This window comes from Candidatus Sysuiplasma jiujiangense, assembly GCA_019721075.1.
Lineage (GTDB): Archaea > Thermoplasmatota > Thermoplasmata > Sysuiplasmatales > Sysuiplasmataceae > Sysuiplasma > Sysuiplasma jiujiangense.
Window position 1 is genome coordinate 1 of the sequence record JAHEAD010000002.1, and the last position, 21,639, is coordinate 21,639.

A 21,639-nucleotide genomic window follows, 5' to 3' on the forward strand; every position below is an offset into this window, starting at 1 on the left:
TCGTGTGTACACCCGCAGTGAGCGCGAGATACTGGAAATCGTGTTTCCTCACAGTGCTGTCAGGGAACAGGGACAGCTCCCTGCCGCTCTCTTCCTTCCGTTCCTTCCTCTGTTCAGAGCGCCTGCTCTCATAGTTGACCTTGACGGTGGAGGGGTCGCCGCTGCCGTCTGCGGCAAATGTGTTCTCGTTACCGTTGCCCATCTCATTGGTTATGCGTAACACCTCCTCGAGTATGGGTGTGACTCTGCCAGGATCGTAGCCTCTCTCAATTGTTTTGTACGAGAACTCCGATGAAATGTGCAGCTTCTCGCCAAACACGCGTACGAGTCCCGCAGCAACCCTGTTGCCCGCTCCGAAGTAGCTCTGGAGCATCAGCGCCTTCGCAAGGTCGCATGCAGGCACCTGCGGCCTTCCCGGACCCGTCTTCACTTCCGGCGGGCGTTCAGCAATTCTCGCGCATGCCTCATCCACGATATCCCTGATGGAATTGAGCATGTCCGCGAGTTCGTTGATCTGTGCCTCGTCATATGTGGCCCAGTCCACCGACTTCTTCGGCCTCGCTTCATATGTGAATGTGCCGTTCCTGACCGAGGATGCCACCGCCCTCAGTTCCTTCGACCGGAGATGCCTCCCTTTCCTGATACTGCTGTCTTCACTCAATGAACAGGGTAATGAGCAAAGGCCCTTTTCTGCTTTGTGAATGGTTTATTCACAAACGTTAAATTTTCGAGTGCATACGTGTGCTCATTGCCGCCGGTGCGACCCGTTTCTGCCGGGCTTCTGAGGAATTTTGTACCAAAACTGTCGTCGGCTTATCAAGGCTGAAAAGAAAAACTGCGAAGAAATACCCATCGGACAAGCAAATTTTAAGAACCCGTCTAATGTATGAGTCAGCGCGGCGCGTTGCCGTCCAGTCTGAAAGCAATACTCAATGAAAGGATGCACAGTGGTTAAAATGTCGGAAGATAACAGAAAGGACATGGAAGACGGGATCCAGCTCCTCAACGAGGGCAGGGCAGAGGAAGCGGTCAGGAAATTTGCAAAGGTGATTAAGAACGACCCGAAAAACGCGGAAGCATATTTCTGGAGGGCGGAGGCGTCTCTCGCACTTGCCCAGGTTTCCATAGACGAAATACTCGTGCTTTACAAGAAGGCGATAGAATTTGACCCGGGAAATGCCTATTACCAGAGTTCACTCGGTTTCTTTTGTGCCGAGAACGGGAGATTCAACGACGCTGAGTCCGCCTACAACAGGGCTGCGGAACTTGATCCTGATTCCTCCTCGCAGTTCTATTCCGAATTTGCCGCCGAATATGCCAAAAAGGCACCCGTCTTCATGGAAAAATTTCTGGACGACAAGACGAGAGAAATGATACAGAGGAAAGCGCTGAAATACGCACTTAAATCCATAATGATGGATGAGGAAACTGCAAAGAGGCTGCTCTAGGAAACGGTTTTAGCCACGAGGAAGTGCTGAATTGAATCTGGAGGGGCTTTGCCACATCTGCGGAAAACCGTCTTTCACTTCATGCAGAATGTGCGGCAGGATAACCTGCGCCGAACATCTGTCCTCGGCAGGGACCATATGCACCTCCTGCAGGAGCGGAAGGAGGATCTGAAAGCCGGGCATCCCTGACTCCTCGCCCGGTTCAGACTTCGAAACCGAGCCACCTCAGGCCATCGACAAAACCAGCACCGTTTACCTTTTCCGATACATACGAAGCTGTTTCCTTCACGCCCGGAGGAGCATTACCCACAGCTATGCCGAAACCGCATCCCTGAAGCATCTCAATGTCGTTTTCACCGTCTCCAAAGGCGGCGAGTCTTTTCGTGTCGATGCCCATCTGCGCAGCCACCTTCTGCAGCGCGCTGAATTTACTGTGATTCCTGCCCTGAATATGAATGGCGAATCCACTGAATTCAACATTGACGTCAAATGATTTGAGAATATGCCTGATCCTGTCAGGATCTGCACCCGGCTCCAGTGCAATCTCCGTTACCCTCCATCTGTCGGTGAAGAGTCTTTCAACCCTCATCTGTTTGCGAAGGAAGTCATAAGCTCTCTGCGGTTCCTTGATGCTGTTCAGGTACTCCACCTTCTGATTGTAATATAGAATTCCGCCGTTCTCGGCGATAATGGGTCCGTCCAGCCCGATCATTTTCAGGAATGAATAGGCAATAGGAAGCACATTTCCTGTTGCAAATATTATCCTGTAACCTTCCGAATGGACTTTCCTGAGCGCTTCAGCAGCCCGGAAATCCAGTTTCCTGTCATTCCCGGTAAGCGTGCCGTCAATATCGGTAACAATGCCCGATATCACTGTTAACCTCTTTCCCAAATCATTCAATCTCCGCTTTGTTTACGGCCGATCGGCATTTCTTATGCAGGCTGTCGGCAAAAACAGCCCGGTAAGGCTCGAAATAATAAGGCAGATATATATCGTTGTATCCTCTACTTCATTTGACAACGTTCAGTGATTTTATGATACCGGGAATCGGCAGGGTTGATCCGCGGCAGATGAAGATTGCAATGAAGCGAATGGGCCTCCAGACCGAGGAAATGGATGATGTGACCGAGGTGATAATAAGGACAGCGTCGAAGGAATATCACTTTGTCAGGCCTTCAGTCGTGATGGTCAAAGTGTCAGGACAGCAGATTTACCAGGTCACCGGGGAACCTACAATTTCGGAAGGCGGTGCCTCTGCTTCCGGACAACGGCAGAATGAGGGTCCCGTAATCAGCCAGGAAGATATCGAACTGGTAATGGGGCAGACGGGATGCACGCCGGATCAGGCGAAGCAGGCATTAATGAAAACTGACGGAAAGCCGGCAGACGCCATCATAAAAATACTGACCGGCAACTGAGATGAGAAGCTGCCCCTGTGCAGGTTAAATACCAGTGATGATTCTGCCACAACTGAAGCCCTGGTAGTGTAGTGGCCTATCATCCAAGCCTGTCGGCATCAGGCAGATAGCTTGGGACTCGGGTTCAAATCCCGGCCAGGGCGCAGCCTGGATTTCCGTGCTTATCTGTATAACAAAAAAGCGTTTCTAACGTCAACTTAGACGCAACGCAGTCGAACGCGGCGATAAACATCAGCTAAATTAACTGGCATGGCTTTTCCCGACGAATACAAGTCGTCTACAGCTTCGTGATAGTCTGATCGCCGGCATTGCAGTCATCGCGGAGATGAATACCGTGGTCATCGGTTCCGTATTCAATGCGGGCGCGATCGCGGTAACGGGCAACTCTCTTCCCGCGCACCGCACTTGCCGGACGTCCTCCTCCGCATATTTATCCTGCGGTGTGTTGAATTTGCACATTGTCAGGGGATGTGTCCATCCTGAAGACTCCGGCATCTTCCGTTCCACTGTTGGGACGCGTTTCAGGTTGAACAGTAGACAAAAGGCCGGTCAAAACGAATTGCCTCTACATATCGCATTCTATTGCCCATATGTTTCATTCACATCCCATCTCCCTGGATTGGCGGTCCGTTCCGAAACTGTGCGGACTATTTCAGCTTTCGATAATTGTCAAATAAAATGCCTATAAGCCGGGCTAAGATTGGTTGCGAATACAATGAAGGTAAAATTAATTGCAGTTGCAGCAGTGGTTCTGATAGCTGTCGCATCCGGCGGCTATGCGATTGCCTCCGGGATGTTCTCCCCCGCAAAGGGGAGTGCTGCCGTGTACATCAAGGATCCGCCTCCGGCCAACTGGAGTGCGATATATGTCACCATTACCGGCATATCGATACACAATTCCACGAGCGGATGGCACTCTCTTCCGATGTCAACAAGCGGCATCTCTGTCGACCTCGTTAATGTTGCTGTAATGCCAGAACTTCTGGGCAGCGTCACTCTTCCACCCGGGCACTATCAGATGATAAGGCTGAACCTGAGCGGGACTGTCACGGGCACATACAAAAGCAGCACCGGCACAAGCACCTACACAATCCAACTTGTCAGTACAACAGTCTTCGTAGCGGGCCAGTTCGCGATAACCAAGGGCTTGACGACATCGATAACGCTCGACTTCGACAGTGCACAGTCCATACACGGCTCGCCGTCAACGGGTTTCACAATGACACCGGTAGTGGGAGAAACTGTGGGCAAATAGGCCCGGCAGTTCCTTTCCCGCTGTTCGCATCTGCAACGCCGGAGTCAAACATTCATCGTGGCATGTCGTATTCGACGTCGTAACACCGGGAAGGATGTCATATTCTGCTGTGCTACTGATGTCATGACGTAGGTGCGGTAATCCAGCGACTTTTCACAGGGCATCTGCTTTGCCTGCAAATTTGGCCTGACTGGGCACCGGCCGATATTGCCGTTACTGAAATGCTGTTGCCTGAAAGCTATAAATGTGCGGGGCGGATATAAGGACGCATGGCCGAATTCAAGTGCTACCACTGTTCGAGACTGATGATCACTGGCGACAAGTTCACCTTCACAAAAGGCGGACCAATCCATCTTGATTGTTTCATATCATCCAGAAGGATGAAAGTGAGCGAATCAAGAGTGGAAGAGCTGAGGCTGCTCTCATCTGTTCTGGAATCCGAACTGGAGCACCTTGTACTGCTCATTTCAAAGAAGACGGAGAATGAGCATCTCAACCGGCTGATTAAGTCAAAAATCAAGGAAGTTGAAAAAGCAAGCGGCGAAACAACCAGACTGATATCGGATCTCTGAGACCTTAGGCGCCTGTTGAATCAGCCGACGATATCCCAGTATTCTGAAAGAATACGAATCACATCAAGCAACTGCCTTCTGCCGGCACAGCTGGTATCATAAACTCTGTCGAATCGCGGCCTGAAATCGACGTTGTCGGCGGCGGAAACCAATCCGCAGACAACATCCGAAAGCGCATCCGGATGATAGCCACCTTCAAGTACGATCGCAACTGGCTTGCCGATGGCCTGAATCATGGAGATGCATCGCAGGTATCCGGGTGTGGAAAGTGTGAGCGACGCAAGCGGATCCATATAGTGAGCATCGGTGCCCAGGCTGATCACTATAAAATCCGGATTGAATCTGCTCACCACGGGAATAACAACATCCTCGAATGCTACGTCAAAGGTAGAGTCACCCGCCCCTGCGGGAAGAGGTATATTCACGTTGAAGTATTTCCCTCGGCCACTGCCAATTTCCTCCATACTGCCGGTTCCGGGGTATATACCCATCTGGTGAGTGCTGACGTAGAGCACACTGCCATCGTCATAGAATATTTCACTTGTCCCGTTTCCATGATGAACGTCAATGTCCACGATTGCAGTCTTCATTCCCTGCCTGCTCCTTACCGCAACTGCCACGTTGTTGAAATAACAGAAACCGCCGCCGACGGATTTGCCGGCATGATGACCCGGCGGTCTTACAAGCGCCAGCGCCGTACTGCGGGTTGCCAATGCCTCGGAAACGGAGGAGATCGCGGCTCCCGCGGCGAAGGAGGCAATATGATATGTTGAGGGATAAACAGGCGTTTCGGGATCCAGACTTCCCACCGTTCTGTTCAAAATGCTCTCGACGTATGGTAACGAATGTACGCTGAGAATTTCTGCAGTATCGGCACATTCAGGGACTCTGATGTTGTAAGCCAGCCCTTTCTTCTTCAGTGAATCGATTAACGGGACAAGTCTCTGCGGCGACTCGGGATGACCTGACGCGTGTCTGTGCTCCAGGAAAAGACTGTCAAAGTAGATGATCATTGTGCAGCTCAGACTGACAACTGCATCCTTTGAACTTATTACTTTGCCCTGCGATAAAGCTCCCTTGCCAATTCGAGATCCTGCATCGTATCAACATCCATGAGCTCATCGGCGTCAGTCGCTATACAGACAACATTTTCTCTGTGTGCATTCATCAGGACTTTTGCACCCTTGTCACCCTTGAGTTTCAACAGTTCTGAGAAGCAGGAGGAGGGAAAAAGGGCAGGATTCCTGGCTTCTCCATTCACACATGCAGCAACTATCTTTTCACGATCGCAGGCATGTTTTAAAATGATCCTGTTGAGAAGCGCTGAAGAAACCAGGGGCTGATCCGCCGCAAGAAGAAGCACTGCTCCGCAGCGCGGCAGTTTCTTCATTCCGGCTGCTATACTGCTGCTGAGGCCCTTCTCCGGTTCGCGATTGACAGCAAACATTACCCTTCCGCCGTAATCCTGCATTTCATCCCATATGATCCTTTTCAGATCTTTGTCGACCACAAACACTACCTGCATGCAAATTGAGCGCACACTTTCCAGCAGAGCGTGCCTGAACAGATGCTTCCCGTCAAGAAGCTGAAGAAGTTTCTTATCCCCGTATCTTCTGGAACTTCCGGCCCCCAGAAGAATGATGCATGTATCCGAAGCGCTGGATGCACTCATAGTACTTCTTCAGTCCTCAACTGCCTTCCGAAACGATTCCAGGAGCTGCTGAATATACTTGTCCGAAGCGTTCTGAACCAGTCTGCTCCCCATCGTGGCGGCAAGTCCGCCTATGGTCATGTCAACTTTCCAGCTAACAACCGTCATACCCGGGGCACTGGTTCCGAGGTCAATATATGCGTGAAAGTCAACGGAGCTTCCGGAACCGGAACCCCGGCCCGACAATTCAGCATGAGTGTTTGGATTTGCATTGAGCGCCGTCATCTTCAGATTGAATTTTCCCTTTATGAACGAAAGACCGACCTTCACGGACATCCTGATTTCTCCGTCATCGGAAATTTGCAGATTTTCAACATCGGGGACAAGTGAAGCCATCCTCCTTGCATCCATTAGGAATTCAAACACTTTCTTATCGCCTGCCCTGATTTCGAATGTTCCATCGAACTTCATTGCTTGATCCGCTACAGCAAGGTCAAATGATATGATATATGTTGCGAAAACCAGACTGAAGTCACAGGCCAGTCAATATGCAGAATGCGACAATATTACAGGCAAGTTCATTTTCTCAGGGGGTTTGAGAACGGTTTCTGCGAAACAATTTATACAATCTGATGCTTGCAACGTTCGTAATGAAAAATCTTGATTTCATCAAAAGACTTCATGAACTCACGGATCAGGGAGTGTCCTTCGCTGTAGCAACTGTCGTCAGAATAGAAGGATCATCGCTGGGCAAACCCGGATTCAAGGCAATAGTGACGGGTGAAGCTGTCCTCTTCGGCAGCCTGGGCGGGGTTTGCCCCGAGTCTGCCATCGTCTCCACAGCAGAAAAGGTCATCGAAAGCGGCAGGCCAAGAACGGTGAGGATCTTCCTTGAAGAAGCGGGCAGAGCGATTGCAGGAATGGCAAAATCCGGCAGTGAAGATGAAATATATGTCGAAACCTTTTGCGGGGGGATGATGGAAGTGTACGTTGAACCTTATCTGCCTTCTGATAGACTTGTAATAATTGGCCAGGGGGGGAAGGATGAAGTGGAAGACGCACTCGTCCGAATGGGCCGTTTCCTTGATTTTGAAGTTGTCGTCATCGACAGGACACCAGTGCTTTCGGAGCAGCCGGATAAGATACTAAGGGACATAAAGGACGACCTGTCAAATTTCGAATTCAAACCCACGGACTTTGTAGTTCTGCTTACCAAGGGCGCATACGATATTCCCGCACTCCTGGGCCTTTCTCCAAGTCAGGTGAAGTACGTCGGAATGCTTGCGAGCAGAAAAAGGATCAAGGAGGATTTTGAACAGCTCAGAGCCAAAGGGGTCCGGGAAGACTTCCTGGGAAGCATTCATTCCCCGATAGGCATCGATATTGGTGCGATTTCACCTGAGGAAATTGCACTCAGCATTGCAGCGGAACTCATAAGCGAGAGAAGACGCAAGTCATCGGAAGCAAAGAAATGAAAATTTCTGAAGCAGGATGATTCTGACTGCGTCTGCGATAGACTGGAGTCAAGCTGCAGTCAGATCTGCACTGTAAAAATTTCCCTTATATACGTGGGCATTATTTCCCTAAATTATGACTCCCAACTCGTTCGAATTTCATGCGCCGAAATCCATAACTGAGGCGATATCCCTTGCTGCCAGACTCGGAGAAGACGCAAAGTTTCTTGCCGGAGGACAGAGCCTGATTCCGCTGATGAAGCTGAGATTCGCGTCATTTCCCAGCATCATCGACCTTTCGCATATCAAAGAGCTGAAATACATAAGGCTTGAAGCGGACGGCCTGAAGATCGGGGCGATGACTACAACCGCGGAAATTGAAAAATCCGCAGAGGTGAAGAAACGGTTTGGCGCTCTTCACGATGCTGTTTCGCACATCGCCGATCCACTTGTGCGAAACATGGGCACAGTTGGCGGTAACGTCTGCCACGCGGACCCGGGGAACGATCTGCCTGCCGTCACAATTGCGCTTAACGCGGAATTCTCGATTGCCGGAAATGGAGGCACAAGAGTCGTCAGGGCGGCCGACTTTTTTATTGACACATTCACAACATCGATCAGGCCGGGAGAAATATTGAAGGAAATAATACTGCCCTTTGAAACCGGGAAACATGGAAGTGCATATATCAAACAGAAGCGCAGGGCCGGCGATTATTCAGTGGCAGGCGTGGCATGTTCCGTGATCCTCGACGATGGCGGAAAGTGTGTGCGATCCGGTGTTGCGATGACATCAGTGGGGCCCAAGGCAGCCAGAGCATCAGAGACGGAAAGATTCCTCGTCGGCAAAACAATTGACGGAAAGATCTCTGACGAGGCCGGAAAAATAGCCGCCAGGGAGGCAATGCCGGCAGATGATTTTTATGGAACGGCCGATTTCAAACGGAAGGTTGTCGGCTTGCTCTGTTCGGATGCGCTGCAGTTGTCTGTCAGAAGAGCCACGGGAGGAGTCTGAGATGACCAGATGCCACATCGTGGTAAACGGCGAGGTCAGGGAGGAGGACATAGAGGCAAGAACACTTCTGGTTCATTTTCTTAGGGAAAATCTGGGTCTGACAGGTACTCACATCGGATGCGATACATCCAACTGCGGCGCCTGTACTGTCCTGCTTGACGGAGAAGCTGTAAAATCGTGCACTGTCCTTGCGCTTCAGGCTGACGGAAGAGAAGTGACGACGATAGAAGGCATAGGTTCAGGAGGACTGCATGCTATTCAGAAGGCATTTATCGAGAAACAGGGATTTCAGTGCGGTTATTGCACCCCCGGCATGATAATAGCAGCCTTCTGGTTGCTCAAAAGAAACAGCCATCCCTCCGAAACGGAAATCAGGAATGCCATCAGCGGCAATCTGTGCAGATGCACTGGCTACAGAAGTATTATCGACGCAATAAGGCTCGCTTCCGAAAGGATGAACGGAAATGAGGGAGACACGTCTGTAAGAGTTGATTCAAATGACTGAAATTGAAAATCTTGTAACCGGTAGAGGTCGGTTTGTTGAGGACATAAAACTGAAAGGCACGCTCAGGATGGTTGTGATCAGAAGTCCATATGCGAGGGCAAGGATCCTCAAAATCGAAGGCGGACTTAACGGCCATGATATCATCGGAAGCATGAGCTCTGTCGGGGAAGGCGCAACAGAAGGGGAGCAGGAGCTTCAGGAGCCGATACTCTCCACCAGCATGGTGAACTATGTCGGGCAGCCCGTGGCTGCGGTATTCGCTGATGATCTGTATGCAGCCGAAGATCTGGTGGACTCCGTCGACGTGGAATATGAGCCGCTTAAACCTGTGACAGGAATTAGGGAAGCATTGAATTCGGATCCCATTCACAGGACAGCAAAATCGAACATTATGACTGACAGATGGCTTGGGAAGGATTTTAAAATAGACGCCCCCGTTGTCCTTGAGGACAGTTTTGTAAACAGGAGAGTGGCTACCAACCCCATAGAGGCGAGAGCAGTATTGGCGGATTACTCGAACGACCGCCTGACAGTATGGATTTCCACTCAATCCGTACACAGCATCAAGGAAGGACTGTGTGAAACAATGCATCTTCCGCCTGAAAAGGTCAGGGTGATTCAGGCAGATACAGGGGGAGCCTTTGGCCTGAAGGGGGGCATATACCCTGAATACGTGATCGCGGCATATGCCTCAATGAAATTCAGGAAGCCTGTCAGGTGGATTGAGACCAGGAGGGAACATCTTTCAGCCAGCCACCCCGGCAGGGGTGCCGAAGCAAAGATGAAGCTGTTTGCGGACAGATCCGGAATGGTCCTTGGCTTGAAGGGGGAGGTATTCGTTGACGGAGGCGCCTATGCAGGCGGCATGGGAGAATTTGCACCGGGATTCATAGGATACCAGATGACCGGACCGTATGCAATAGCCAACGCACACGTCAGGACTGCTTCCGTATTTACGAACAAGCCGCCACTGGGACCGTATCGCGGTGCCGGAAGACCGGAGGCTGCATTTTTCGTTGAAAGGATGATGGACCTTCTCGCCGATGAGCTGCACCTGGACGCGGCAGATGTTAGAATACTCAACTCTTCAGCCGAGCCGTTCAGATCCCCGCTCGGAATGAAGATAGATGCTTCCCGCGATTTCATCAGGAGGGCCGTGGATGAGCTTCAGTACAGGAAGAAGACGAAGGAACAGAACGCGGGATTTGCCTGCTTTGTGCTTGTTCCCGCAACGCAGCCGGGTGAAAGTGCGAGGATATTGGTGAAAGACGGCAGAATAAAAGTCTGGCTTGGCGGCAATTCGCATGGCCAGAGACATGATTTATTCGTAAAGAAACTCCTCAGTCAGGAACTGGGTGTTCAGGAAGACTTGGTGGAACTTGAGCCGGGCGATACAGACATGCTTGAATCAGGCGTCGGTGCGTGGGGAAGCAGATCTGCAATGATGGCAGGGACGGCGCTCATAAGGGTGGCAAGGAAAATCAGGGACCAGACGGAGAAGGAATTCGGAAAGTACTCACCGCAGCTCCTGCTCTCCAACGAATATGACGAATTCCACTTTGAGAAATACAAAGATTCCCTCAATTCGTTCGGTGCAAATCTCGCAACTGTCAAAACAGACAGATACGGTAATATCAGCGTCGAAGAGTGCTGGAGCTACTATGATGTAGGAAATGCGCTCAGCAGGGATGTCGTGATTGGCCAGATAATCGGCGGTTCCGTACAGGGAATTGGACAGGCACTCTATGAGGAAATCGCGTACAGCGAAGACGGGCAGCTCCTGACCGCATCAATTTCAGATTCGGGCCTGCAGACGGCCGTCGGCATTCCCGAATTCAACATTAAGCTGGCAGAGAACAGATCCACACTTCCCCATGGCGCAAAGGGGCTTGGAGAAAGCCCGACCATCGGCGTGCCGAGCGCTGTTGTCAGGGCGGTTGAAAAGGTAACGGGAAAACGCATACGTGAAACACCGGTGAAGCCGGAGCACATACTCTGAACCATTCCTGCCCCAGGATTGCTGTTTATTGGTCATGCCTCCTGCAGTTTCGGCTGAATTCTGGGCGGCTAATTTACCGGAAAACAGCGTATCACGACGGCAACAAACACGCATCTGCCTGACACGCCATCGGAGAACATTATGCGCTGTAACAGCTGCGTCCAATATCCTCGTTTGCGTCCCGCCGAATGCCGCTCCTTGGCTGATGGCGGCGATGCCGTCACAATTGAAAAATAAATCGCACCGTCTGCAGTCGTGAATCCATGCACAGGACATCATTTGAAGGAAGCGCAATCGAGCAGATGCAAATGCACTGAGACGCCTTACGGCGAGTTCAAAAGTCGATAATTGCATTCGCCATTCCTGTTTTCCTGCAGAATCACATGCCTTCTGTGCAAAATAATAGATATAACCTCGTGGATTTTGCGTTCTGTAATTAATGAGGGGAGGAAGTGAGGTCAGGTTGCGCGGCAGTGCCAGAATGATGATGTCGAGGACGCCGTTGAGGATCAGTTTTCTCGGAGGCGGTACGGATATCAGGGAATATTATCTCAAACGCGGCGGTGCAGTTGTTTCGGCTGCAATAGACAGATACATTCACATAATCGTCAACAGGAAGTTCGACGACAACATAAGGGTTTCATACTCAAAGACCGAAATTGTTGACAGCGTCGAAAAGCTGGCTCATCCGCTTGTAAGAGAGGCTCTGAAATTGCTTGACATAAGGAAGGGAATTGAGATTGTCAGCATATCTGACATACCCTCCGAGGGGACAGGACTTGGATCTTCAAGCAGCTTTACGGTTGGTCTGCTCAATGCACTGCATGCATGGCTCGGCGAGCACACACCTGCAAAACAGCTCGCCGAGGAAGCATGCAGGATCGAAAGGGATATCGTCAGAGATCCGGGCGGAATGCAGGACCAGTACATTGCTGCATTCGGCGGACTGAGAATGTTCGAATTCAGGACAGACGGCGATATACACGCCCATCATGTTCTCATGAACGACGGAGGAAAGAGAGCTCTTGACGACAGCCTGATGCTGTACTATACGGGAATTACGAGAAGCTCCTCATCCATACTGAACAGCCAGATTGGTGATATCACAGGCAAGATGGAATACTATGACAGGATGAGGGAAATGGCTTACAGGTGTGCGGAACTTCTTGAGAAATCCGATATCGGTGGCGTTGGCCGGCTGCTTGACGAGGGATGGGCGGTCAAGAAATCATTGAGCAATGGCATTTCCAACGACCGGATAGACAGAATCTATGAGAGAGCAAGGAAAGCAGGCGCATATGGCGGCAAAATCACGGGCGCCGGCGGAGGCGGATTCCTTCTCCTGCTGGCGGATCCTGCAAGAAAAGAAGCTGTTGCAAACGCCCTTGTGGATCTCAAGAGGGAAAACATATCCATAGACGCCATGGGTAGCAGGATAGTTTATGTCGGCGACTGAAAGAATGACGGACAGACATGGCGATGCGCCGGGTACACTTCCGTGCGTCTAATTATATACATGATGTGTCTATTCGATTTCTGTTATCGCATGGCGGTGGAAATTGCACGGCCATGCAGAGCAATCCCGCCCGTAAAGACAGCGGGCAAGACCTGATTTGCGGAGAGAGTGAATGCCCAGGAGAACAATCAGCGAGCTTGACAGAGCGGAAGAAAAGTACTCTGCATTAATCGAAAAGAGAAACATGCTCAATGATGACGCTGCGGAAATAAGAAAAGCAAGGGACATGCTGAACGACCAGAAAGAAAAACTTTTCGACGAAGTGCTCGAAATCAAGAAGCAGAAGGATGAAAAAGCCGCTGAAATGCGTTCACACAAGCTGCTGAGAAATGAGCTTAACGCAAGGGCAAAGGAACTCATACAGCTCAAGAGGGAACTTTACAAGAATGCGCCTGACAATGATATTTACCGTGAAATTGACAGGCTAAACAGGGAATTTGACAGACTCGAAAGAAAACAGCAGACTGAAACGCTCACGATACCAGAGGAAAATGAAGTCATACAGAAGATGAGAACAAATCTTGCGGAGAGGAACAGGCTACTCTCGGTCTCCCACAAGGGAGAACAGATCGCCGGCAAACTATCGGAGCTCAACGCACAGATAGATTCCATTTTTGAGCAAGCAAGGAAGGAGCATGAGTTTGTGATTTCGCTTTATGCGGAAGTGCAGGCATCCGGAGAACAGATGTCGTCAAAGCTCGCCGAAGCTTCCATTCTGGTAAGTGAATCAAACAAGAGGCACAAGGAATATCTGGAGAAGCGTGGAGAGGCCGACAAATGTCACGCAGAGGCGATGGAAATGAGGGGGCTGATACTGGAGAGGAGACGTGAACGCAGGGAGAAGGTAAACGAAAGCAGGCAGGCCCTCAGGGAACAGAATCTCAGTGTCAGGAAAACCCTCTTCGACGAAAGGGCGAGCGAGGAAGAGGCGGAAAAGCAGCTGCAGGAACTTCTGAAGAGGGGTAAGGTCAGCCTGAGGTGAGCCAATGAGGGCCGTAGTTCTTGCCGGCGGAGAGGGCACCAGGCTGAGACCACTCACTGAAAATATACCCAAACCGCTGATTCCGGTAGCAGGCAGACCGTGTGTTGAGTACGCACTCCGTTCGCTGGTCAAGAGCGGTTTCAATTCCATCGTGGTCACCACAGGTTACCTTTCTGACCGCCTGATTAGAAGAATTTCAGACGGAAGACAGATAGGCGCGTCCATCCTTTATTCGTTTGAGCCTGAGCCGGCGGGTACGGCTGGCGCCGTCAGGATACTTTCGCCATTCCTTGACAGGACATTTGTTGTGATGAGCGGTGACACGCTGATGGATCTTGATGTCAGATCCATTTACGATGACCATGTAAGGAGCGGCGCCTCCGTAACGATGGCGGTAACCGAGGTCGATGATCCATCTGAGTTCGGCGTCGTGGCAACCGACAGGGAGGGATTCGTCACAAGATTTCAGGAGAAGCCGAAAAGGGAGGAGGCATTTTCAAAACTCATAAACGCCGGAGTCTACGTGATAGAAAGGGATGTGATGGAACTTGTCCCCGAGAGGACTCAATATGACTTTGCAAAGCAGCTTTTTCCCCTCCTGATGAAGGAGGGAAAAAGGATCAAGACACACAAGGTGAACGGCATCTGGCTCGATATCGGCAGGCCTGCGGATCTTCACAGGGCGAATCTGGCGATAGTCGATGCCGAGGGCAGGGAGCCTGAAATAGAAGGGTGCGAGGCATCGGGCAGGATGATACTGATTGAAAAGCCTGCCTGTGGAAACGACGTGGAGTTCCGGGGAAGGTGCTACGTGGGCAGAAAAGTCAGCCTTGAAGACAGGAATACGATAATCGACTCATGCCTCTATGACGGCGTGCGCATAGGTTCGGAAACAAGAATTTCCGGAAGCCTTCTCCTTGACGGCACGAGGATCGGTAAAGGATGCGACATATCCGGAACCATTCTCTCCCCCGGCTGCAGGGTGGGAGACAATGCCAAAATCGAGAAGTCAGTTATAGGGGAAGGTGTATTCATAAAGTCGAATTCCAGCCTGATAGGAGCCAACATATCTCCGCGCATCCATCCGCAGAACAGCGGATAGGGTCCGGCAGGCAGCGCCTACAGAATGCCCGCCTGGGTCAGCTTTTCCGGCAGGTATGTGTCGGTGACATAGTCCAGCCCGTATTTTGCGAGAGCCTGCTGTTCCGCCTTCTTCCTGTTCTGAAGCATTGTTTCGATCTCCGACTTCCAGAACGGATCGTTGAATCGCGGATCGGTGAGTTCCGCCTCCAGCGCTTTGATATCCACGTCGGAAAGCTTGTCCGTCGGCAGATCGTAGTTCAGTATGTCCGATGCCGTGATACCGACAAATTCGGCGGTTGGAGTGGCGAGATATTCGGAAATGTGGGCCGTCTTTATTGCGCCGTAGGCAATCGAGGCGTGTATCCTGAAAGACCATGGATCGCCATCGGTAAACGTGACAACCGGAAGTTTCTGCTCCTCGTTGAGGCGCTTTATGAATCTCCTGGTGCTCCTGGCCGGCTGCCCTTTCAGATGAACAAGTATTGCCCTGAATTGTTCATCAAAACCGTTCTCAACCAGCCTGTCAAACATACCGCCTGTTTCTATCGCAATCACGAAATCCGCATCCGATGACAGGAGCTTTATCTTGTCCTCCTCCACGTTATACGGTATGCTGTAGCCGGAGTCGCCGACGTCGTCCCTGCAGTTTATCTTCTTTATCTTTCCCTTCCTGTCCTTCTCCTGGACAGTGAGATTTCCAATAACTCTCGCACCGTCCTCCTCGGGCCTGAGTTTGAAATCCTCCCTGAGGCACTTTGTTATGATTTCCAGATCCTCCGCCAGTTTGTCCGATTCATCCTGCGAATTGAACTTTGCCTTTCCCCAGCCTTCGGAAATGTAATACATCTCCCTCAGCGTGGAGGACTTGGATTCGGTGATCATCTGCTCTATGAACTCAAGCATGTGGACTGTCCTGAGCAGCATGTAGGCACCGACCGCTTTTTTAGCGCTGCGTATACCCATCGCCCTGCCGTACTTCCATACGCTTGCCTTGCTGTCGAATCGTATATTGGCCTTTGTCCTGAGGGGAAGTACCATTTTCGGTATCTCCCCCTGATCAAGCTGGTCGTAGACCTCGCCCGCAATCTCGATCAGCTTCTGTCTCGCTATCGTTGTGTGACCTTCATCACTCTTCACTCAGCTCCCCTCCCTCCTCATCGTAGTCGGCATCGCCTGAATCCTCCTTTTCCTCTTCGAATTCGAATGTCTTGATCCCCCAGTCGCCCGGCAGGGGCTCGGCTCCTATCACCATCGCCGGATTTATTTCGCTCACGTATATCTCATTCTCCGTATAGTCTTCCCTTTCAACATCCCTGATCGGAAGACTTATCTCAATTGTCTCAAGTGTCTGAAGCTTTGCAATTTCCCAGCTGATTTTCCCGTCCTCAGTTATCTCGGTGGGCTGCGGAACTATGGACTTTATGTCGATGTTGACTGAAGGGACCAGTGCATGCAGCTTCAGGCTCTGCTTCTTCGAGGTATAGTTTCTTATCCTGATGGAACCGGTTGCAATCTTCTTCCTGGCATCGTATTCGACCGAGTCCTCGACATAAATGACATTCATTATCTTGGTAATGGTCTTGGATATATCCGGAACAGGCTTCCCGAGCACGGCCGAGGTCTTTTCCGCAATCTTGGGTATTATTTCAGTGACTATGTCGAATTTGACCGCCGCCTTGCTTTTTGTCTCCTTCTTATTCAGATGCGATTTCAGGTTCCTTGCGCATATTTTCAGCGCAAGATCTATCTCCTGCATTATCTCCGGAATGGCCGCGACCGCTTCCTTGGATTCCGATGTGAAAGGCACCTTCGTCGAAAGGACATGGACGAGAACAACAGCGGGGCCGTACGGTATTCCTGTCCCTCCCCTCTGCTCAAGGCCGTACCTCCGCCAGTCAACATTCTCAATAGCCTGGGTAATCGCGCATGCTCCCTGCTGATAGAGCAGCGGAACGCGGTTGGCATAGCGCATTATTGACACCGGCTGATCCGGGGGGAGTTCCCCCCCGTAAACTATTCCTACTTCCACCTGAAACGGGTTTCCGCCGTAGACTGCCGGCAACCTGGTGACCGGTTGTGCATAAAACTCCGGTCTGAGGCTGCCGAGTACATTCTTCAGTCCTCTCTTTATAAGGGATTCGCCAATCGGACTCAGACAGTCTGTCTGTGGAGCCATTATCCTGGTCTGAGAAATGGCGTTCAGAAGAGCCTTTGCCTGTTCCAGAGTGATATCCTTCGGCCTTCTTTCCTGGGATATCATCGACTTTTCGCATATTTCCTTCGCAACCCTGTCGCTGATGCGTGAAAATTCATTCCGCAGGAAGGAGGACAGCCTCTTCTCCTGGGTGTAAGCCAGCATGTTGATCAGCGTGCCGATTTCCAGACCGTAGGGGTGCGGCTGTATCTCAACTGCTTTTGGGGGCATCGTCTGTGTTGCGCGCTCAAACCTGAATACCCTGCCTTCGGGATCTCTGTAGGTGATCAGTGCATGCGGGTTTACGACTGCAGTGCTTCGCAGATATTCCATTACGGACTGTTTTCCGGTGACATACCTTCCCACCATCGAAAATTCCAGTTCCGTGCCGTGTTCCACCCTTTTTCCATCCTCCTCCCAGATCAGATGGTCTTCCCTCAAGACTACTGGCTTGTTCTTCTTTGTATCTATAGTCAGATCAATATCATTGGCAACGTCCGATTCGGATATTTTTGAACGTATGTGCGTCGCCTGGCCCGTCGTCAGCTGCGAATACATCACGACAGCGGAAATGCCTATGCCCTGCTGTCCACGCGACTGCCTGATGGCATGGAATCTCGAGCCGTAGAGGAGCCGGCCAAAAACATTTGGAATCTGAGTTCTCACAACACCGGGTCCGTTGTCCGTCACCGAAACCCTGTATTCGTTCTGATTCAGGCGCGATATCGAAACGTAGATTTCAGGCAGTACCATTGCCTCTTCGCAAGCGTCAAGCGAGTTGTCTACCGCCTCCTTGACAGCGACAATGAGTGCCTTGACTGTGGAGTCGAAACCAAGTATCTGCCTGTTTCTCTCAAAGAATTCAGAAACAGAAATTTCCTTCTGTTTTCTGGCCATTTCCTCTGCGATTGTAGCCATCCCATCCGACCTTGACTGCACGGTGCACATTACCATGCTTTTTTCGGGTGAAGTAGATGAAACATCATATATATATGCCACGCCGGGAGTTCAATGGAAGCTCGTGACCCGAAAGATGCTGAGACACATGTTTTTATGCGCCGTGGTCTCACGTGCTTTTCCGCGCATTGTCACACAGTCGTTGTTTATCTGAGTGCTTGTAACTATTCATGCATATACGGGCAGGATGCATCGACGATCGACCGTTCCAGTGCATCGTATGAGCAGCAGTCGCTGTATCCTGTCAGTCATTGCCGCAACTGCCGCAGCAGGTCAATAATCGGATACCATGTTCACGGATGCAGCAGGCCTGATAAGCGAACGTCGGAAGTGGTTAACAAAATCTCCTGAAAAACGACGGTTTTAGCTTCGTCCTTCGGCAAATGCCATTGTGCCTGGTTTGCGATCCATTTTCTAAGATGGGGTTGATAGCTACAATCTTCTTTCCAGCTCGTTCGTCAGCCTGACAGAATGTTTATAGGAAGCACTGTGTTTCAAGCAACCTGTCGTGTGATTGATGCCGGAAGGAACCAAAAATTTCAGGATTGAAAGTATCGGGGAAGGTTCCATCGCCATACTCCTTAGGCACAGGGAGGCCATGTGGAGAGAAATAGGCGACTACACAGAAGAACAGATAAACAAATCACAGACAAACTACGAAAGATGGCTTTTGAAGAGGCTGATTTCGGGCGAAGTCGTTGCATTTGCCGCAGTAGACGGAACAGGAAACATTTTGGGCAGCGGGTCCCTGTGGTTCCAAGATTCAAGACCGACACCCCACAATCCTGAAGGCACCATAGCTTATCTCATGTCCATGTACGTCGAACCGCAGAACAGGAGAAACGGCGTTGCCTCCGCCTTACTAGGAGAGGCGATAGAATTCACGCGAAAAAGCGGATGCAGGCGAATGGTGCTGCACGCCTCAAGGTTTGGCAGAGGACTGTACGAAAGAGCCGGCTTCATAGAGACAAACGAGATGAAACTGGACATCTAACACCAGGTGTTGTATTACATCGCCGAAGGCGTGCCGGCTCCATCACGTTGTATCAGTCGAATTTCTCGCCGCAGTTGCTGCAAACCTCGGCATCGGGGGGGATTTCGGCACCGCAGGAGCTGCAGACCCACTTCTCCTTCTTGACCGTTTTTTCCGGAGATTTGTATGCTTTTGCTCCACTGTGCCGCCCCGCGACGCCGGCTTTCGCCGCAACGCTCCTGTCAGCAGGCTGCGATTTGCTCTTCATTGCGAGAATAGCGTCCTTCCTTCTGTTGTTCTGCCTTATCAGCAGAAACACAAAAACCAGTCCAAAATAGAAAATACCTACAAAAATAAATGTGCCGACGCTGTCCGAAATTATTATGCCTGAAGACATGAGTGCCAGGTATGTGGCTGCGGGTGATGCGGTGGATACTGTGGAAACGGACGTTTTGATCCATGACCCTGAATAATTTTCTTCGAAATAGTATATGTATACGTAATCCGGTGAAAGTGTTGTATTGTAAACGTACGCTGTGAGCACCTTGCCTCCGACTGATGGCGTATTTGACACCGGAACCATGCTGGAATTGAGATATACGCCCAGCCCCGAAAGTTTCAAAACAACCAGACGAATCTGATTTGAAGAAGAATTATTCACTGCAGACAGAACATGGGCATTGAATCTGAAAAGTGTATTGGAACCTCCCAGATATGGCGTCACGTTTCCCCCCTGAAATGATGGGGCTGTTGATGAAATGGCACCGCTTTCCACTACACCGTGCGTTGAATAGATGACATTGGAGTAGCTGACATCTGTCATCAGCGCCACAACGAGCAGAAAGAGAAGGCCCAGAGCGAGTATGTTGCGTATCCTCCTGTTGCCCATGTAGTAGGGAAGAGCGAACGCAACAACAGGGATCAGCAGGTAAGTGAGTATGAAAAACGGAGCGATGAACAGCATTACCGCAGTGAACGCGATTGTCATTACAATCGAAAGCAGTATGCCGGACCTCTTTCCTTTCAGTTTGCTGAGTTCAGCGGCGAAGCTGCCATAGAGCCCCTTGTGGCCTTCGCCGGAATGCGGCACGTTTTCCATCAGACACTTCTCCGCTGCATTTCTTCACATATTAACACAATATAACTATTTACTGGCGGTGTTGTGATGCGTTCCGGTTTAACTGAAGGAGGCCCGTGCGGTCTGCAAAGATGCGCAGATTCGACGGTCTCAGGGAAACATCTGACCTACGGGGCACCTCTTCCCCAGACTGTTCGATGCTCTTCCACCCGCCGCAGTTTGTCTCTCTGCTGTTGTTCTGTTCCGGCACATGCTGCGGGCGAAATGTCCTGCGGCACGCGACTGCGACTATAGTGGTGCATGCCGGGCTGTCGGTCATCCTGCCGACTGTGCGGGTTCGACCGCGTGACAGCTCTCCAATCTGCGGGGCAAGGCAGCCGAAGAACGGATTTAAGTAGGTTCGCCGCAGTCGTAGGAGGGCGGGTCACAGATAAGATGGCCAACGTAGAGGAGCAGATAAGGGAAGTCGAGGAGGAAATCAAGAATACCTCCTACAACAAAAAAAGCCAGCATCACATAGGCATACTCAAAGCAAAATTGGCCAGACTGAGAATGGACTCTGAAAAAAGGAAATCTGCCGGCGGCTCATCTGAAGGCTACGCAGTGAGGAAGAGTGGAAGCGCCACAGTCGCGCTGGTCGGCTTTCCCTCCGTAGGGAAGTCCACGGTGCTCAACAGAATTACCAATGCGCAGAGCGAGGTTGCTGACTATGCATTCACGACGCTGACTGTCATTCCAGGTCTGCTTGAATACAAAGGAGCAAAGATCCAGGTACTTGACCTTCCAGGACTGATCAAGGATGCGTCCAAGGGCAAGGGAAGGGGGAGGGAGGTTATTTCCGTTGTCAGAACGGCCGATCTCATTATTCTCATGGTAGATGTATTTGAAAACAACTTGTCCGTACTGCTCGATGAACTTTATGCGAGCGGCATCAGGGTCAACACGTCCAGGCCGAACATTTCCATAAGCAGGAGGAGCAGGGGCGGGGTGACGGCCAGCTTCACCGTCAGAAATACCCATCTGACGGAGAGGGACGTTAAATCGATTCTCGGTGAATTCCAGATTTATAATGCAGATGTCGTCATCAGGGAGGATGCGGATGACGACAGGCTCATTGATGCACTGACCGACAACAGGACATATGTCAGGGCGTTCGTCTGCATCAACAAAGTGGATCTCGCAGGCGAGAAGTTTGTGGGAGAACTCATCGGCAGATTTTCTGAATTCGATCCGATAGCAATCTCAGCTGAAAAGGAGATCGGTTTAGAAGACCTGAAAGCCAGAATATACAACAAGCTGCGTTTCATAAGAGTGTACCTGAAGCCGCCGGGAAGGGAGGCGGATATGAAGGAACCGCTCCTGATAAAGGGGGGCAGCACCATCGGTGAGGTATGCGACTCCCTTCACCGGGATCTCAGAAAAAAATTCAGATATGCGCTGGTATGGGGACCAAGCTCCAGATTTCCGGGTCAGACTGTTGGACTCGACCATGATCTGGAGGACGGAGACATACTGACGATAATCGCCCGCAGGTAGCCGGG

The 21,639-nt window shown here is 50.9% G+C and carries 21 protein-coding genes and 1 tRNA gene; 14 read left to right on the forward strand and 8 right to left on the reverse strand.

Going from position 1 to position 21,639, the window contains the following annotated elements:
• The coding region (locus tag KIS29_01700; GenBank protein MBX8639039.1) for a hypothetical protein at nucleotides 1-661 on the reverse strand (661 nt) is incomplete at its 3' end.
• Between the two features lie 295 nt (nucleotides 662-956).
• Between KIS29_01700 and KIS29_01705 the strand changes: the two genes are divergently transcribed.
• Nucleotides 957-1,448: a tetratricopeptide repeat protein gene (locus KIS29_01705; GenBank protein ID MBX8639040.1), complete on the forward strand. Its 492-nt coding sequence runs from the start codon at nucleotides 957-959 to the stop codon at nucleotides 1,446-1,448.
• 202 nt (nucleotides 1,449-1,650) lie between these two features.
• On the opposite strand, the gene KIS29_01710 is transcribed toward KIS29_01705, so the two are convergent.
• Nucleotides 1,651-2,340 carry a phosphoglycolate phosphatase gene (locus tag KIS29_01710; GenBank protein MBX8639041.1) on the reverse strand — a complete coding sequence of 230 codons (690 nt, stop codon included), beginning with the start codon at nucleotides 2,338-2,340 and terminating at the stop codon, nucleotides 1,651-1,653.
• Between the two features lie 143 nt (nucleotides 2,341-2,483).
• On the opposite strand from KIS29_01710, the gene KIS29_01715 reads away from it, so the two are divergent.
• The 4 genes from KIS29_01715 (at nucleotide 2,484) to KIS29_01730 (ending at nucleotide 4,694) form a co-directional block, all read left to right on the forward strand.
• Nucleotides 2,484-2,867, forward strand: a complete 384-nt coding sequence (locus KIS29_01715) for a Nascent polypeptide-associated complex protein (protein MBX8639042.1) — start codon at nucleotides 2,484-2,486, stop codon at nucleotides 2,865-2,867.
• 57 nt (nucleotides 2,868-2,924) lie between these two features.
• Nucleotides 2,925-3,010: transfer RNA gene (locus KIS29_01720), tRNA-Asp, on the forward strand.
• A gap of 557 nt (nucleotides 3,011-3,567) precedes the next feature.
• Entirely contained in the window at nucleotides 3,568-4,122 is a 555-nt protein-coding gene (locus KIS29_01725) for a DUF4382 domain-containing protein (protein ID MBX8639043.1), read from the forward strand.
• 269 nt (nucleotides 4,123-4,391) lie between these two features.
• On the forward strand, nucleotides 4,392-4,694 hold the full coding sequence (locus KIS29_01730; protein ID MBX8639044.1) for a DUF2175 family protein: 303 nt from the start codon (nucleotides 4,392-4,394) through the stop codon (nucleotides 4,692-4,694).
• A 20-nt stretch (nucleotides 4,695-4,714) separates the two neighbouring features.
• On the opposite strand, the gene KIS29_01735 is transcribed toward KIS29_01730, so the two are convergent.
• From KIS29_01735 to KIS29_01745, 3 genes are read right to left on the reverse strand one after another with little or no spacing between them, the layout of a single operon-like run.
• Nucleotides 4,715-5,707, reverse strand: a complete 993-nt coding sequence (locus tag KIS29_01735; protein MBX8639045.1) for a histone deacetylase — start codon at nucleotides 5,705-5,707, stop codon at nucleotides 4,715-4,717.
• A gap of 38 nt (nucleotides 5,708-5,745) precedes the next feature.
• Nucleotides 5,746-6,366, reverse strand: coding sequence for a nucleotidyltransferase family protein (locus KIS29_01740; GenBank protein MBX8639046.1), 621 nt, complete (start codon nucleotides 6,364-6,366; stop codon nucleotides 5,746-5,748).
• A gap of 9 nt (nucleotides 6,367-6,375) precedes the next feature.
• Nucleotides 6,376-6,816, reverse strand: coding sequence for a carbon monoxide dehydrogenase subunit G (locus KIS29_01745; protein MBX8639047.1), 441 nt, complete (start codon nucleotides 6,814-6,816; stop codon nucleotides 6,376-6,378).
• Nucleotides 6,817-6,995: 179 nt separating this feature from the next.
• Here KIS29_01745 and KIS29_01750 point away from each other — a divergent pair, with 179 nt between their 5' ends.
• The 7 genes from KIS29_01750 (at nucleotide 6,996) to KIS29_01780 (ending at nucleotide 14,915) form a co-directional block, all read left to right on the forward strand.
• The gene (locus KIS29_01750) at nucleotides 6,996-7,820 is read left to right on the forward strand and encodes an XdhC family protein (GenBank protein ID MBX8639048.1); all 825 of its coding nucleotides are present in this window, start codon (nucleotides 6,996-6,998) and stop codon (nucleotides 7,818-7,820) included.
• A gap of 115 nt (nucleotides 7,821-7,935) precedes the next feature.
• A complete protein-coding gene (locus KIS29_01755; protein MBX8639049.1) occupies nucleotides 7,936-8,811 on the forward strand; it encodes a xanthine dehydrogenase family protein subunit M in 876 nt (291 codons plus the stop codon).
• 1 nt (nucleotide 8,812) lies between these two features.
• Nucleotides 8,813-9,316, forward strand: coding sequence for a (2Fe-2S)-binding protein (locus KIS29_01760; GenBank protein ID MBX8639050.1), 504 nt, complete (start codon nucleotides 8,813-8,815; stop codon nucleotides 9,314-9,316).
• Entirely contained in the window at nucleotides 9,309-11,315 is a 2,007-nt protein-coding gene (locus KIS29_01765) for a xanthine dehydrogenase family protein molybdopterin-binding subunit (GenBank protein ID MBX8639051.1), read from the forward strand. The genes KIS29_01760 and KIS29_01765 overlap by 8 nt, the downstream gene beginning before the upstream one ends.
• A gap of 481 nt (nucleotides 11,316-11,796) precedes the next feature.
• Nucleotides 11,797-12,771, forward strand: coding sequence for a kinase (locus KIS29_01770; protein MBX8639052.1), 975 nt, complete (start codon nucleotides 11,797-11,799; stop codon nucleotides 12,769-12,771).
• Between the two features lie 172 nt (nucleotides 12,772-12,943).
• Nucleotides 12,944-13,813, forward strand: coding sequence for a hypothetical protein (locus tag KIS29_01775; protein ID MBX8639053.1), 870 nt, complete (start codon nucleotides 12,944-12,946; stop codon nucleotides 13,811-13,813).
• Nucleotides 13,814-13,817: 4 nt separating this feature from the next.
• Nucleotides 13,818-14,915 carry an NDP-sugar synthase gene (locus tag KIS29_01780; protein ID MBX8639054.1) on the forward strand — a complete coding sequence of 366 codons (1,098 nt, stop codon included), beginning with the start codon at nucleotides 13,818-13,820 and terminating at the stop codon, nucleotides 14,913-14,915.
• Between the two features lie 17 nt (nucleotides 14,916-14,932).
• Here KIS29_01780 and KIS29_01785 read toward each other — a convergent pair whose 3' ends face one another.
• Both KIS29_01785 and KIS29_01790 read right to left on the reverse strand, forming a co-directional pair.
• Complete coding sequence (locus KIS29_01785) at nucleotides 14,933-16,033, reverse strand: DNA topoisomerase IV subunit A (GenBank protein ID MBX8639055.1); 1,101 nt, start codon at nucleotides 16,031-16,033, stop codon at nucleotides 14,933-14,935.
• Nucleotides 16,023-18,038, reverse strand: a complete 2,016-nt coding sequence (locus KIS29_01790; GenBank protein ID MBX8639056.1) for a DNA topoisomerase VI subunit B — start codon at nucleotides 18,036-18,038, stop codon at nucleotides 16,023-16,025. The genes KIS29_01785 and KIS29_01790 overlap by 11 nt, the downstream gene beginning before the upstream one ends.
• 526 nt (nucleotides 18,039-18,564) lie before the next feature.
• Here KIS29_01790 and KIS29_01795 point away from each other — a divergent pair.
• The gene (locus KIS29_01795; GenBank protein MBX8639057.1) at nucleotides 18,565-19,041 is read left to right on the forward strand and encodes a GNAT family N-acetyltransferase; all 477 of its coding nucleotides are present in this window, start codon (nucleotides 18,565-18,567) and stop codon (nucleotides 19,039-19,041) included.
• 52 nt (nucleotides 19,042-19,093) lie between these two features.
• On the opposite strand, the gene KIS29_01800 is transcribed toward KIS29_01795, so the two are convergent.
• Entirely contained in the window at nucleotides 19,094-20,119 is a 1,026-nt protein-coding gene (locus tag KIS29_01800) for a zinc-ribbon domain-containing protein (protein ID MBX8639058.1), read from the reverse strand.
• A gap of 414 nt (nucleotides 20,120-20,533) precedes the next feature.
• On the opposite strand from KIS29_01800, the gene KIS29_01805 reads away from it, so the two are divergent.
• Nucleotides 20,534-21,634: a GTP-binding protein gene (locus KIS29_01805; protein MBX8639059.1), complete on the forward strand. Its 1,101-nt coding sequence runs from the start codon at nucleotides 20,534-20,536 to the stop codon at nucleotides 21,632-21,634.
• Nucleotides 21,635-21,639 lie beyond the last annotated feature (5 nt).

Excerpts from the sequence above, each read along its gene's own strand:
- KIS29_01750 (MBX8639048.1), top strand. The coding sequence starts at position 6,996 with ATGAAAAATCTTGATTTCATCAAAAGACTTCATGAACTCACGGATCAG.
- KIS29_01765 (MBX8639051.1), top strand. The coding sequence starts at position 9,309 with ATGACTGAAATTGAAAATCTTGTAACCGGTAGAGGTCGGTTTGTTGAG.
- KIS29_01800 (MBX8639058.1), bottom strand. The coding sequence starts at position 20,119 with ATGGAAAACGTGCCGCATTCCGGCGAAGGCCACAAGGGGCTCTATGGC.
- KIS29_01755 (MBX8639049.1), top strand. The coding sequence starts at position 7,936 with ATGACTCCCAACTCGTTCGAATTTCATGCGCCGAAATCCATAACTGAG.
- KIS29_01730 (MBX8639044.1), top strand. The coding sequence starts at position 4,392 with ATGGCCGAATTCAAGTGCTACCACTGTTCGAGACTGATGATCACTGGC.
- KIS29_01715 (MBX8639042.1), top strand. The coding sequence starts at position 2,484 with ATGATACCGGGAATCGGCAGGGTTGATCCGCGGCAGATGAAGATTGCA.
- KIS29_01805 (MBX8639059.1), top strand. The coding sequence starts at position 20,534 with ATGGCCAACGTAGAGGAGCAGATAAGGGAAGTCGAGGAGGAAATCAAG.
- KIS29_01790 (MBX8639056.1), bottom strand. The coding sequence starts at position 18,038 with ATGTGCACCGTGCAGTCAAGGTCGGATGGGATGGCTACAATCGCAGAG.
- KIS29_01780 (MBX8639054.1), top strand. The coding sequence starts at position 13,818 with ATGAGGGCCGTAGTTCTTGCCGGCGGAGAGGGCACCAGGCTGAGACCA.
- KIS29_01740 (MBX8639046.1), bottom strand. The coding sequence starts at position 6,366 with ATGAGTGCATCCAGCGCTTCGGATACATGCATCATTCTTCTGGGGGCC.
- KIS29_01760 (MBX8639050.1), top strand. The coding sequence starts at position 8,813 with ATGACCAGATGCCACATCGTGGTAAACGGCGAGGTCAGGGAGGAGGAC.
- KIS29_01795 (MBX8639057.1), top strand. The coding sequence starts at position 18,565 with ATGCCGGAAGGAACCAAAAATTTCAGGATTGAAAGTATCGGGGAAGGT.
- KIS29_01705 (MBX8639040.1), top strand. The coding sequence starts at position 957 with ATGTCGGAAGATAACAGAAAGGACATGGAAGACGGGATCCAGCTCCTC.
- KIS29_01775 (MBX8639053.1), top strand. The coding sequence starts at position 12,944 with ATGCCCAGGAGAACAATCAGCGAGCTTGACAGAGCGGAAGAAAAGTAC.
- KIS29_01745 (MBX8639047.1), bottom strand. The coding sequence starts at position 6,816 with ATGAAGTTCGATGGAACATTCGAAATCAGGGCAGGCGATAAGAAAGTG.
- KIS29_01735 (MBX8639045.1), bottom strand. The coding sequence starts at position 5,707 with ATGATCATCTACTTTGACAGTCTTTTCCTGGAGCACAGACACGCGTCA.
- KIS29_01770 (MBX8639052.1), top strand. The coding sequence starts at position 11,797 with ATGATGATGTCGAGGACGCCGTTGAGGATCAGTTTTCTCGGAGGCGGT.